Raw genomic sequence first — 13,568 nt, forward strand, 5'->3', positions numbered from 1 at the left:
GAAATCCTGTGGGAGTGGGCTTGCTCACGAAGGCGGCAGGTCGGGCGATTTATTTGTGGCTGACAGACCGCTTTCGCGAGCAGGCTCGCTCCCACAGTGAATTTGTGGCTTGCCGGGGGATGGCGGGTGTAGCGCGAAATCCTGTGGGAGTGGGCTTGCTCACGAAGGCGGCAGGTCAGGCATTTTATCGGTGGCTGACACACCGCCTTCGCGAGCAGGCTCGCTCCCACACTGGTTTTGTAGGTTGCCGGGGATCGCGGGTGTAGCGCGAAATCCTGTGGGAGTGGGCTTGCTCACGAAGGCGGAAGGTCAGGCATTTTATCGGTGGCTGACACGCCGCCTTCGCGAGCAAGCTCGCTCCCACATTGGTTTTGTGGGTTGCCGGGGATCGCGGGTGTAGCGCGAAATCTGGTGGGAGTGAGCTTGCTCACGAAGGCGGCAGGTCAGGCAATTTATTTGTGGCTGACATTCCGCTTTCGCGAGCAGGCTCGCTCCCACAGTGGATTTGTGGGTTGCCGGGGATCGCGGGTGTAGCGCGAAATCCTGTGGGATTGGGCTTGCTCACGAAGGCGGCAGATCGGGCGATTTATCTGTGGCTGACACACCGCTTTCGCGAGCAAGCTCGTTCCCACACTGGTTTTGTGGGTTGCGGGGGATCGCGGGTGTAGCGCGAAATCCTGTGGGAGTGGGCTTGCTCACGAAGGCGGCCGGTCAGGCAACTTATCTGTGGCTGACACACCGCTTTCGCGAGCAGGCTCGCTCCCACATTGGATTTGTGGGTTGCCGGGGATCGCGGGTGTAGCGCGAAATCCTGTGGGAGTGAGCTTGCTCACGAAGGCGGCAGGTCGGGCGATTTATTTGTGGCTGACAGACCGCTTTCGCGATCAAGCTCGCTCCCACATGAGATTTGTGGAGTTGTCGGGATTCTTTAGTACAACCGAAATCCTGTGGGAGTGGGCTTGCTCACGAAGGCGGCAGGTGAGGCAATTTATTTGTGGCTGACACACCGCTTTCGCGAGCAGGCTCGCTCCCACATTGGATTTGTGGGTTGTCGGGGATGGCGCGTGTAGCGCGAAATCCTGTGGGAGTGAGCTTGCTCACGAAGGCGGCAGGTCGGGCGATTTATTTGTGGCTGACAGACCGCTTTCGCGAGCAGGCTCGCTCCCACAGTGAATTTGTGGCTTGCCGGGGGATGGCGGGTGTAGCGCGAAATCCTGTGGGAGTGGGCTTGCTCACGAAGGCGGCAGGTCGGGCAATTTATTTGTGGCTGACAGACCGCTTTCGCGAGCAGGCTCGCTCCCACATTGGATTTGTGGGTTGTCGGGGATGGCGGGTGTAGCGCGAAATCCTGTGGGAGTGGGCTTGCTCACGAAGTCGGCAGGTCGGGCAATTTATTTGTGGCTGACACACCGCTTTCGCGAGCAGGCTCGCTCCCACATTGGATTTGTGGGTTGCCGGGGATCGCGGGTGTAGCGCGAAATCCTGTGGGAGTGAGCTTGCTCACGAAGGCGGCAGGTCGGGCAATTTATTTGTGGCTGACAGACCGCTTTCGCGAGCAGGCTCGCTCCCACATTGGATTTGTGGGTTGTCGGGGATGGCGGGTGTAGCGCGAAATCCTGTGGGAGTGGGCTTGCTCACGAAGGCGGCAAGTCGGGCGATTTATTTGTGGCTGCCAGACCGCTTTCGCGAGCAGGCTCGCTCCCACATTGGATTTGTGGGTTGCCGGGGATCGCGGGTGTAGCGCGAAATCCTGTGGGAGTGAGCTTGCTCACGAAGGCGGCAGGTCGGGCGATTTATTTGTGGCTGACAGACCGCTTTCGCGAGCAGGCTCGCTCCCACATGAGATTTGTGGAGTTGTCGGGATTCTTTAGTACAACCGAAATCCTGTGGGAGTGGGCTTGCTCACGAAGGCGGCAGGTGAGGCAATTTATTTGTGGCTGACACACCGCTTTCGCGAGCAGGCTCGCTCCCACATTGGATTTGTGGGTTGTCGGGGATGGCGGGTGTAGCGCGAAATCCTGTGGGAGTGAGCTTGCTCACGAAGGCGGCAGGTCGGGCGATTTATTTGTGGCTGACAGACCGCTTTCGCGAGCAAGCTCGCTCCCACATTGGTTTTGGTGGTTGCCGGGGATGGCGCGTGTAGCGCGAAATTCTGTGTGAGTGGGCTTGCTCACGAAGTCGGCAGGTCGGGCAATTTATTTGTGGCTGACACACCGCTTTCGCGAGCAGGCTCGCTCCCACATTGGATTTGTGGGTTGCCGGGGATCGCGGGTGTAGCGCGAAATCCTGTGGGAGTGGGCTTGCTCACGAAGGCGGCAGGTCAGGCAATTATCTGTGGCTGACACACCGCTTTCGCGAGCAAGCTCGCTCCCACATTGGTTTTGTGGGTTGCTGGGGATGGCAGGTGTAGCGCGAAATTCTGTGGGAGTGGGCTTGCTCACGAAGGCGGTAGGTCAGGCATTTTATCTGTGGCTGACACACCGCTTTCGCGAGCAAGCTCGCTCACACACTGGACTTGTGGGTTGCCGGGGATCGCGGGTGTAGCGCGTGATCTGGTGGGAGTGGGCTTGCTCACGAAGGCGGCAGGTCGGGCGATTTATATGTGGCTGACAGACCGCTTTCGCGAGCAGGCTCGCTCCTACAGTGGATTTGTGGGTTGGCGCGGATGGCAGGTGTAGCGCGAAATTCTGTGGGAGTGGGCTTGCTCACGAAGGCGGTAGGTCAGGCATTTTATCTGTGGCTGACACACCGCTTTCGCGAGCAAGCTCGCTCACACACTGGACTTGTGGGTTGCCGGGGATCGCGGGTGTAGCGCGTGATCTGGTGGGAGTGGGCTTGCTCACGAAGGCGGCAGGTCGGGCGATTTATATGTGGCTGACAGACCGCTTTCGCGAGCAGGCTCGCTCCTACAGTGGATTTGTGGGTTGGCGCGGATGGCAGGTGTAGCGCGAAATCCTGTGGGAGTGAGCTTGCTCGCTCCCACAGCGGTTCTGTATTCCAGGGCGGTAATGGATCAGGCCCAGTCTTTGCGCAGTTGTCGTGCGGCGTTGACCATGTGCACCAACGCCGCTTCGGTCTCTGGCCAGCCTCGGGTTTTCAACCCGCAATCCGGATTGACCCACAGCCGCTCGACCGGAATGCGCTGGGCAGCTTTGCGCAGCAAGCCAACCATTTCCGTCACATCAGGAATCCGTGGCGAGTGAATATCGTAGACGCCCGGGCCGATGTCGTTCGGGTAGGCGAACGCTTCGAAAGCCTCAAGCAGTTCCATGTCCGACCGTGAGGTTTCGATGGTGATGACATCGGCATCCATCGCCGCGATCGACTCGATCACATCGTTGAATTCGCTGTAGCACATGTGCGTGTGAATCTGCGTTTCGTCGCGCACGCCGGAGGCGCAAAGGCGGAACGCTTCGCTTGCCCATTCCAGATACGCCGGCCACTGCGCCCGGCGTAACGGCAAGCCTTCGCGGAACGCCGCTTCGTCGATCTGCACGATTTTGATTCCTGCCGCTTCCAGATCATTCACCTCGTCACGAATCGCCAGCGCCAGTTGTCGAGCCTGCACCTCGCGGCTGGCGTCTTCGCGGGCGAACGACCACATCAGCATGGTCACCGGGCCGGTCAGCATGCCTTTCATGACTTTGTTGGTCAGACCTTGGGCGTAGCGAATCCATTCGACCGTCATCGCTTGCGGGCGGCTGAGGTCGCCGAAGATTACCGCCGGTTTGACGCAGCGCGAACCGTAGCTCTGCACCCAGCCAAAACGGGTGAAGGCATAGCCGTCGAGTTGTTCGGCAAAGTATTCGACCATGTCGTTGCGCTCGGCTTCACCGTGCACCAGCACATCCAGGCCGAGGCGTTCTTGAATTTCTACAGCGTGGCGAATCTCCGTGTGCATCGCATCGGTGTAATCGGCGGCGCTGAGCTTGCCTTGCTTGTAGGCCTGACGCGCCAGTCGGATCGCCGCCGTTTGCGGAAACGAACCAATGGTGGTGGTCGGAAACAGCGGTAAATCGAGTTTGCCGCGCTGTTTGGCGATGCGCTGGGCAAACGGCGATTGGCGTTGCGCATCCCTGGCAGTGATCGCCGCAACCCGCGCTTGCACCGCCGGCTTGTGAATACGCGGCGAGGCGGCGCGGCTGGTTTGTACCGAGCGGCTTTGCGCCAGGGCGCGCAACACCTGCGGCGCTTCCGGCTCGCTGACCGCTTGAGCGAGCACGGCGACCTCTTCGCACTTCTGCACGGCAAATGCCAGCCAACTTTTCAGTTCGGCATCGAGCTGGTCTTCTCGGCCCAGATCAACCGGGCTGTGCAGCAACGAGCAGGACGGCGCCACCCACAAACGATCACCCAGACGCTCATGGGCATGGCGCAGCGTCGCCAGCGCGTTTTGCAGATCGCAGCGCCAGACGTTGCGGCCATTGACCACACCCAGCGACAGCACTTTATAGGCCGGCAGACGATCCAGAATGGTCGGGTACTGATCCGGCGCGCGCACCAGATCGATGTGCAGGCCATCGACCGGCAGGTTCGCCGCCAGGCCGAGGTTTTCTTCCAGACCACCGAAGTACGTAGCAAGCAGTTTTTTCAGCGGATCGCGCTGGATCTGGTTGTAGGCGCGCTCGAAGGCATTCTTCCAGTCCTGAGGCAGATCGAGCACCAGAATCGGCTCGTCGATCTGCACCCACTCCACGCCCAATGCTGCCAGTCGCGCGAAGATCTGGCCGTACAGCGGCAGCAGGCGATCAAGCAAATCGAGCTTGTCGAAATCGGTGCCTTTGGGTTTGCCCAGCCACAGATAGGTCAGCGGGCCGATGATCACCGGTTTGACGTTGTGCCCCAGCGCACGGGCCTCTTCAGTTTCTTCAAACAGCTGCTCCCAACCCAGCTGGAAGTGCTGGTCGACACTGAATTCCGGTACGAGGTAGTGATAGTTGGTGTCGAACCACTTGGTCATTTCCTGAGCATGGCCGTCGCCGCAGCAAGCATTGCTGACACCTCGGGCCATGCTGAACAGGGTTTGCAGCGTGGCTTTGCCGTCATGCGGGCGGAAGCGTTCGGGGATCACGCCGAACATCAGCGAGTGCGTGAGCACCTGGTCGTACCAAGCGAAATCGCCGACCGGCAGCAACTCGATGCCAGCGTTTTTCTGCAAGTTCCAATGGGCCTTGCGCAGCGCACGCCCGACGTCACGCAAGCCCGCCTCGTTCAGTTCTCCTTTCCAGAACGCCTCTTGCGCTTTCTTCAGTTCGCGGTCGCGACCGATGCGCGGAAATCCAAGGGAATGGGCCAGTGCCATGACAAAAAACTCCAAATGCTTATTCGATGGCAGCCATTGTCGGGATCCGATCCTAATGAAACAAACTCAATCTTTTCCGCTTCATCACAAGTTTTGCTCATGCACAGTGGCACGTGCAGGAGCTGCCGAAGGCTGCGATCTTCGGCCGGTAGGACGCTGAGCGTCCCCGGCTGCATTCCCACGCAGCGCGCGGGAACGATCGGAACCCGGGGACACAAATCAAGCTTTTGTCGCGACGAAGACGCCCTTTGAATACTCGATGACGCCTTGCTGTAAACCCATCGGAACTCTTCCGGCAGCTTGCCGATTTCGTTCTATCGTTAGATCCAAATGGCTGGATTTTCCAGGGTTTAAAGGTTGCGAGAGAAGATGTCTGCGCCTAAGTTGCACGCGAGTCTTTTCCCCGCGATCGGAACGCGATCAACACCATAAAGAGGTGAAGAAATGTCGAAGGAATCACGCCCTGCCGTGCTTGGGCTGATAGGCAATACTCCGCTGGTTCAGGTCACCCGCTTCGATACCGGACCCTGCACGCTGTTTCTCAAACTTGAATCGCAGAACCCCGGCGGCTCGATCAAGGACCGTATCGGTCTGGCGATGATCGACGCTGCGGAACGTGACGGCCGCCTGCAACCGGGCGGCACGATTGTCGAGGCCACTGCCGGCAATACCGGTCTGGGTCTGGCGCTGGTCGGCCGGGCCAAAGGCTATCGTGTGGTGCTGGTGGTGCCGGACAAAATGTCCACCGAGAAAGTCCTGCACTTGAAGGCCATGGGCGCCGAAGTGCACATCACCCGCTCCGATGTCGGCAAGGGCCATCCCGAGTATTACCAGGACGTCGCGGCGCGTTTGGCCAAGGACATTCCCGGGGCGTTTTTCGCTGATCAGTTCAACAACCCGGCCAATCCGCTCGCCCACGAATGCAGCACCGCGCCGGAAATCTGGGCGCAGACCGAACATGATCTGGACGCCATCGTCGTTGGCGTCGGATCGGCCGGCACGCTGACCGGGCTGAGTCGTTTCTTCAAACGTGTGCAACCGAATCTGGAAATGGTCCTCGCCGATCCGGTCGGCTCGGTGATGGCGCAATACAGCCGCGACGGCACCTTGCCGACGCCCGGTTCGTGGGCCGTCGAGGGCATCGGCGAAGACTTCATTCCGTCGATCACTGACCTTTCCAGCGTGCGTCACGCCTACTCGATCAGTGATGCAGAAAGCTTCGATCACGCCCGCCAGTTGCTCAAGGCCGAGGGCATTCTGGGTGGTTCATCGACCGGCACCCTGTTCGCTGCCGCGCTGCGTTATTGCCGCGAACAGACCGAGCCGAAACGCGTGGTCAGCTTCGTCTGCGACACCGGCACGCGCTACCTGTCGAAGGTCTACAACGATCAGTGGATGACCGACCAGGGCCTGTTGCAACGTAAGGGCTACGGCGATCTTCGCGACTTGATCGCACGGCGTTTCGAGGACGGCCGGGTGATCAGCGTCGGCCCGGACGACACCCTGCTCACGGCGTTCCAGCGCATGCGTCTGGCGGACGTCTCGCAATTGCCGGTGCTGGTCGAAGGCAAGCAACTGGTGGGCGTGATCGATGAGTCCGACATCCTCCTCGGCGTGCACGAAGACGCCGCGCGCTTCAGCCAGTCGGTGTCCAGCGTGATGACTGACAAACTGCAAACCCTCGCCCCGGCTGCAACCCTGGCCGAACTGGAAGCGGTGCTCAGCCGTGGCCTCGTCGCGATCATCGCCGACGCGTCCGGCTTCCATGGCCTGATCACCCGCACCGACATGCTCAACCAATTACGGAGATCCCTTGCATGAGTCAGCACGACGATAAATCCCAAGGCTTTGCCACCCGGGTGATCCACGCCGGGCAAGAGCCCGACCCGACCACCGGCGCGCTGATGCCGCCGATCTATGCCAACTCCACGTATCTGCAAGACAGCCCCGGCGTGCACAAGGGTTTCGACTACGGCCGCTCGCACAACCCGACGCGTTTCGCCCTGGAGCGCTGCGTCGCCGACCTCGAAGGCGGCACCCGCGCGTTCGCCTTCGCCTCGGGCCTGGCGGCGATTTCCACGGTGTTGGAACTGCTCGACGCCGGCTCGCACATCGTTTCCGGCAATGACTTGTACGGCGGCACGTTCCGCCTGTTCGACAAGGTCCGTCAGCGCAGTGCCGGGCACCGTTTCAGCTTCGTCGACCTGACCGATCTGTCGGCGTTCGAAGCCTCGCTGCAGGACGACACGCGAATGGTCATGGTCGAAACCCCGACCAACCCGCTGCTGAGCCTGTCGGATCTGGCCGCCATCGCGCGCATCTGCCGCGCACGCGGGATCATCTGCGTGGCCGACAACACCTTCGCCAGCCCCTACATCCAGCGCCCACTGGAGTTGGGTTTCGACATCGTCCTGCACTCGACCACCAAATACCTCAACGGCCATTCCGACGTGATCGGCGGCATTGCCGTGGTCGGGCAGAACGCCGAGCTGGCGGAAAAACTCGGTTTTCTGCAGAACGCCGTCGGCGCGATTTCCGGGCCGTTCGATGCGTTCTTGACTCTGCGCGGAGTGAAAACCCTGGCTCTGCGCATGGAGCGTCATTGCAGCAACGCCCTGGATCTGGCGCAGTGGCTCGAGCAACAACCGCAGGTCAAGCGCGTCCACTATCCGGGCCTCGAGTCGCACCCTCAGCATGAGCTGGCCAAGCGGCAGATGCGTGGTTTTGGCGGGATGATTTCTGTTGATCTGAACAGCGATCTGGCCGGTGCGCGGCGGTTTTTGGAGAACGTGAAGATCTTTGCGTTGGCGGAAAGTCTGGGCGGTGTGGAGAGCCTGATCGAGCACCCGGCGATCATGACCCACGCGACCATTCCGCCGGAAACCCGTGCGAAGCTGGGGATTGGCGATGGGCTGGTGCGGTTATCGGTCGGGGTTGAAGACGTTGAGGATTTGCGTGCCGATCTGGCCCAGGCATTGGCAAACATTTAACAAGCCCCACACAACGAAGCCCGCGCAATGCGGGCTTCTTTTTTCTGTCCGTCGATCTCCCCGCCGTGGCGGTTCTCGAGGCCGGTCCTATACTCAATCGGTTCGATCAGATTCATGTCGACACCCGCACGCCACTCGGTGTGCCCGTGCCTTTCGCCAACCAGGTAAACCCAGGCCAATGAGTCGTGGCGTCTATATGCATCGCGCGCGATTGATCGCTGTATGGCAGCCGGGTCGTGGAGAAAACCATGAAATACAAGTTGTTGTCAGGCGTGCTTCTTGCGGTAGCGGCCAGCGTCGTGGTGCCCAATGTCTGGGCGGCGCAACCGCAGGCAGTGGCTTCTGATGGGGCCGATAAGGTCGGTGCCGGGGCGGTGGCTTCTGACGGCGCCGATCATGTTGGCGCCGGTGCGGTAGCTTCTGACGGCGCTGATAAGGTCGGGGCTGGCGCGGTAGCTTCTGACGGCGCCGATCATGTCGGGGCCGGCGCGGTGGCCTCTGACGGCGCCGATCATGTCGGCGCCGGTGCGGTAGCTTCTGACGGCGCCGATAAGGTCGGGGCTGGCGCGGTAGCTTCTGACGGCGCCGATAAGGTCGGGGCTGGCGCGGTGGCTTCTGATGGCGCCGATAAGGTCGGCGCCGGTGCGGTAGCTTCTGACGGAGCCGATAAGGTCGGCGCCGGTGCGGTGGCTTCCGACGGCGCCGATCATGTCGGAGCAGGTGCGGTGGCTTCTGACGGCGCCGATCATGTCGGAGCAGGTGCGGTGGCTTCTGACGGCGCCGACAAGGTCGGGGCTGGCGCGGTGGCTTCCGATGGCGCCGATAACGTCGGGGCCGGGGCTTTGGCGGCAGATGGCGCCGACCGTACCGGCGTGAACCGTGTGGCCTATTCTCGAGTCGGAGTCGGTTCTGATCGCGTGGCATCAGCGCTGATGACCGGCAGCTATTCCGACCAGTTCAATAGCCCGCAATAAACGCCCCGGTGTAACGGGCCGGTTCCCTCAGCCGCCCGTTCACATCGGCCTTTACAGCATTTGTTCAACCGCTTCGCCTTGTCGATCACGCAGGGCGCGCAACGTCGCGCGTAACTCGGCCGGCCGCACAGGCTTCGACAGAATCGCAATCTGCCGGTCATGCAAGGCTGCCTGAATCTTCTCGATTTCGTGCCCGGTGATGATCATCGCAGGCACTGCCCAGCCGCGCTGCCTGCGCACTGCGTCGATGCATTCGATGCCAGTGGCGTGGGTGCCGAGGTCATAGTCGGCGACGATGATGTCGCAGCCAGTCACCAGATCTTCAGCTGACAACTCGGCCTGAACCACACAGCCCCAGCGTTCAAGCAACGCTGAGGTTGCCAGCAGTACGTTGCGATCATCCTCGACCAGACACACCTTCAGCCCGGTCAACAAACCCACCTGCCGGGCTTCACCGTGAACGACCCGTGACTGCGGCGCCGCTACGATCGGCAACCCTGCTAGGGTCACAGCTGTGCCGCGCCCCAACTGTGAACGCAGAGCGACTTGCACATCGATCAGTTCACCCAGGCGCTTGATGATCGACAGGCCCAGGCCGACACCCTCGACATCTTTATCGCGAACCTGCCGCACCCGATAAAACTCCTCGAAAACCTTGTGCAGGTGCTCTTCGGCAATACCATTGCCGCAGTCATAAACAACAATGGCCAGCCCTGCCCCGCGTTTGCGCACACCCATCAGCACCGGCCGCTGCGCGCCGTATTTGAAGCAATTGGAGAGCACATTCTGCATCATGGTCGCCAGCAGCGCCGGGTCAGTTCTGATCCAGTGGGTACACGGTCGCAGCCGCAGCTCGACGCCCGACCACCGTGCCGCTTCCTGATGTTGCTGGACAATGTCCGCGAGCCATTCGCCGAGGTTCAGCGTTTGCATTTTCGCTTCGACCCGGCCGTTATCCAGGGTGTAGAGGTCGAGAATCGAGCGGAACAGTTGCGAAACATTGAGCAGTGAGCGGTCGATGTTGTCGACCAACCGCCGCTCGTCATCTCCCAAGCGCGACTCGCGCAAACAGGCGGTAAACAAGCCAATGGAGTGAATCGGCTGACGCAAATCATGACTGGCCTGCGCCAGAAACCGCGATTTTTCCAGATTCGCCGCCAGCGCTTCTTCCGATGCCTTGCGTGTGCGCTCCAACAGCAAATGCGCATAGAACGGAATCACCGTGCTGGTAATCAGCAGCATCAGCACCATGAACGGCTGCGCCTGCCAATACGGCGTCAGGCGATAGACCACCAGCAGCGCCACCAGCGCAAGCCCGGTGGCAATTGCCAGGTAGCGCGAGCCGTAGCGCATGCCGTTGCCAAGGTTGACCCAGACCATCACCGCGTACAGCGGCAGCGCCGCTTCGCCGCCGATCACCAGCCCGAAACAGGTACCGGTGTAATCGTGGACCATGGCAAAAATCCGCCGCGCTGGATAATGCCCCGGCCAACGCGCAATGGCTTGGCGAAACACGATGGACGCCAGCAGGAACAGGCTGATGTAGGTGATGACCGGCAGGTAGGTCTCGAAGCGATGGCCCGGCAGAAAGACCAGTACGACCATGTAGACCACCGCGATGGCGGCGATGATGATGCGCAGATTGGCCTGGTCGAGTTCGGTGTTTTTCTCGAACTTCATGGGAAACGTCCTTGTGCAGCGATTGCAGTTTCGGAAGCAGCCTACAGGCAACCTTCGCGTCCAGTGCTAAGGTGCAGGCCTTGAATCACGCCTGACCCAGGGAGGGTCGCGTCATGACGTGCCGGATCATCATAGCCGACGATCACCCACTGTTTCGCGAAGCAATGCTGCGCACCGTGCAGCGCTTGCTGCCCGATGCGGATACCTGCGAGGCCGGCGACTTCGACGCTGTGCTCAAGTTACTGTCAGAGGGCAACGAGCCGGACACGCTGATGCTCGATCTGCGCTTTCCCGGGCTGACCTGCATCACTCAACTCGCCGACTTGCGAGGACGATTGCCGCGCACCACGCTGATCGTGGTGTCGATGGTCGACGACCAGGCGTTGATCAGTGAAGTCATGGCGGCGGGCATTGACGGTTTCATTGGCAAAAACATTGCGCCGGATGAAATCGGCCAGGCGATTCTGGCGATCCGTGAAGGTGAAGTGCTCGTGAAGTCGGCGCCGTCCGGCCTGTTGCCGCTGGAAACCGCGACGACGCTGACGCCGCGTCAGCAGGACGTGCTGCGTTTGATCGCGCGAGGCAAGACCAACAAGGAAATCGCCCGTGAACTGGATATTTCACCGTTCACGGTGCGCATCCATGTGTCTTCGTTGCTGCGCACGCTGGATGTTCCTACGCGGGCAGCAGCGGCGGTCAAGTACTCGGGGCTGTGAAGCGTTTTTACGGGTCAACCTGCGCCATCAGATCCGGCACCGACTCCGGCCGTTTCGCATAGCGCTGGGCCAATACCGCGCAGACCATCAGTTGAATCTGATGGAACAGCATCAGCGGCAGAATCAACACGCCGATGGTGCTGCCGGCAAAGAGTACCTGCGCCATCGGCACGCCGGTGGCCAGGCTCTTTTTCGAACCGCAGAACAGGATGGTGATGCGGTCTTCCTGATTGAAGCCAAAGGCTTTGCCCAAAAAGGTCGAGGCCAGTAGAACCAGCGCCAGCAGAATGCAGCAGACCACCACCAGGCCGAGCAATTCGAACAACGGAATCTGCTGCCAGATGCCTTCGTTTACGGCTTCGCTGAATGCGCCGTACACCACCAGCAGAATCGAACCCTGATCAACGAATTTCAGCCAGTTCTTGTTGCGCCCGACCCACGCGCCGATCCAGCGCCGAGCAATTTGCCCGGCAATGAACGGCAGCAGCAACTGCACACTGATTTTGACGATCGCATCGAGGGTCGAACCGCCGTCGCCGTGCACGTTGAGCAGCAGCGTCACCAGCAGCGGTGTAAGGAAAATCCCAAATAGACTGGACGCCGCCGCACTGCAGATCGCCGCCGGAATATTACCTCGCGCCAGTGAGGTAAACGCGATGGCCGACTGCACGGTGGCCGGCAATGCGCACAGATAGAGCATGCCCATGTACAGCTGATCGCCAATCAGCGGTGACAGCAACGGTTTCAGCGCCAGGCCGAGGATCGGGAACAGTACGAAGGTCAGGCCGAACACCAGCAGGTGCAGACGCCAGTGGCCGGCGCCGGCGATGATCGATTCGCGCGACAGCTTGGCACCGTGCAGGAAAAACAGCAGGGCGATGGCGATGTTGGTCAGCCAGCCGAAGCCGACGGCAACTTGGCCGCTGGCGGGCAGAAAACTGGCCAGCACAACCACAGCAATCAAAGTCAGGGTGAAGTTATCGGGTAAAAAACGTGGGCGCGTCATGAAATTCATCCGGGGGTTGCCAGTGCGTGCCGACGACTCTAACGTGAGTGGCAATTACCGACTAACGCCGAAGAGCCGCAAGATGCCGCCTAAAGGACAGAGCAAAAGCGTGCGCCGCAGTGTTCCCGGGTTGCCCAGCCTGCCGCGCCCGGTTTACGGACGCACCGAATCGCTGCCCAATCGCGCCCTCACCCGGCGTCATAGTCATCCGTGGGTGCAGTTGTCCTATGCGATTCAAGGCGTGCTCGAAGTGCAGACCAGCGCTGGCCGTTTCGTCGCGCCGCCGGAGCGTGCGGTGTGGATTCCGGCCGGTGTGCCGCACCGGGTGTTCAGCGCACCGCATACGGAAATGCGCAGCCTGTATATCGACAGCAGCGTCGCCGGTTGGGCGGCCGAACATTGCCATGTGCTCGGCGTCAGCGATTTGCTCAGAGAGTTGATTCGCGCCTTCAGTCAGGTGCCAGTGGAATACGACGAAAGCGGCCCTCACGGACGCTTGGCCCGAGTGATTCTTGATCAATTGGCCGACGCACCGACCATCGACCTGATGCTACCGCTGCCGCAAGACCCGCGCTTGAAGCAGATCTATCAGAGCCTGGAGCAACACCCGGAGCAGCAGACCACGCTGAGCCACTGGAGCGAAAAATTCGGCGTCACTGAAAAGACCCTGACCCGCCTGTTTTTGCGCGACACCGGCCTGACCTTTCGCGCCTGGCGCCAACGCCTGCGCCTGCTTGGAGCACTGACGCCGCTGGAGAAAGGTGAGCGGGTGACCGATGTTGCGCTGGCTTGTGGATACGAGTCTACATCGGCGTTTATCGCCGCGTTTCGTCAGCAGTTTGGGCAGACACCGGGTGAATTCTTTAGTTGAACCGTCCCAAGTCGTGCCCTCGCGAGCAC

The 13,568-nt window shown here is 60.8% G+C and carries 8 protein-coding genes; 5 read left to right on the plus strand and 3 right to left on the minus strand.

Annotated features, from left to right (window positions below; all coding sequences use genetic code 11):
* Positions 1–3,013 precede the first annotated feature (3,013 nt).
* Positions 3,014–5,302, minus strand: coding sequence for a 5-methyltetrahydropteroyltriglutamate--homocysteine S-methyltransferase (gene metE, locus ACZ0AZ_RS24345; protein ID WP_463538343.1), 2,289 nt, complete (start codon positions 5,300–5,302; stop codon positions 3,014–3,016).
* A gap of 444 nt (positions 5,303–5,746) precedes the next feature.
* On the opposite strand from metE, the gene ACZ0AZ_RS24350 reads away from it, so the two are divergent.
* From ACZ0AZ_RS24350 to ACZ0AZ_RS24360, 3 genes are all read left to right on the plus strand, one after another.
* Positions 5,747–7,123, plus strand: coding sequence for a pyridoxal-phosphate dependent enzyme (locus ACZ0AZ_RS24350; RefSeq protein WP_463538344.1), 1,377 nt, complete (start codon positions 5,747–5,749; stop codon positions 7,121–7,123).
* Positions 7,120–8,292, plus strand: coding sequence for a cystathionine gamma-synthase (locus ACZ0AZ_RS24355; protein WP_463538345.1), 1,173 nt, complete (start codon positions 7,120–7,122; stop codon positions 8,290–8,292). Before ACZ0AZ_RS24350 ends, ACZ0AZ_RS24355 begins: the two co-directional genes overlap by 4 nt.
* A 248-nt stretch (positions 8,293–8,540) precedes the next feature.
* Positions 8,541–9,266 carry a hypothetical protein gene (locus ACZ0AZ_RS24360; protein ID WP_463538346.1) on the plus strand — a complete coding sequence of 242 codons (726 nt, stop codon included), beginning with the start codon at positions 8,541–8,543 and terminating at the stop codon, positions 9,264–9,266.
* Positions 9,267–9,317: 51 nt separating this feature from the next.
* Here ACZ0AZ_RS24360 and ACZ0AZ_RS24365 read toward each other — a convergent pair whose 3' ends face one another.
* The gene (locus ACZ0AZ_RS24365; protein ID WP_463538347.1) at positions 9,318–10,946 is read right to left on the minus strand and encodes an ATP-binding response regulator; all 1,629 of its coding nucleotides are present in this window, start codon (positions 10,944–10,946) and stop codon (positions 9,318–9,320) included.
* Between the two features lie 113 nt (positions 10,947–11,059).
* Here ACZ0AZ_RS24365 and ACZ0AZ_RS24370 point away from each other — a divergent pair, with 113 nt between their 5' ends.
* Positions 11,060–11,662 (plus strand): LuxR C-terminal-related transcriptional regulator, encoded by a 603-nt coding sequence (locus tag ACZ0AZ_RS24370; RefSeq protein ID WP_463538348.1) that lies wholly within the window; start codon positions 11,060–11,062, stop codon positions 11,660–11,662.
* A 7-nt stretch (positions 11,663–11,669) separates the two neighbouring features.
* On the opposite strand, the gene ACZ0AZ_RS24375 is transcribed toward ACZ0AZ_RS24370, so the two are convergent.
* The gene (locus ACZ0AZ_RS24375; protein ID WP_039763080.1) at positions 11,670–12,668 is read right to left on the minus strand and encodes a bile acid:sodium symporter family protein; all 999 of its coding nucleotides are present in this window, start codon (positions 12,666–12,668) and stop codon (positions 11,670–11,672) included.
* Between the two features lie 82 nt (positions 12,669–12,750).
* On the opposite strand from ACZ0AZ_RS24375, the gene ACZ0AZ_RS24380 reads away from it, so the two are divergent.
* The gene (locus ACZ0AZ_RS24380; RefSeq protein WP_039763081.1) at positions 12,751–13,539 is read left to right on the plus strand and encodes an AraC family transcriptional regulator; all 789 of its coding nucleotides are present in this window, start codon (positions 12,751–12,753) and stop codon (positions 13,537–13,539) included.
* Positions 13,540–13,568: the final 29 nt, after the last annotated feature.

Source organism: Pseudomonas sp. AC239 (genome assembly GCF_979258545.1).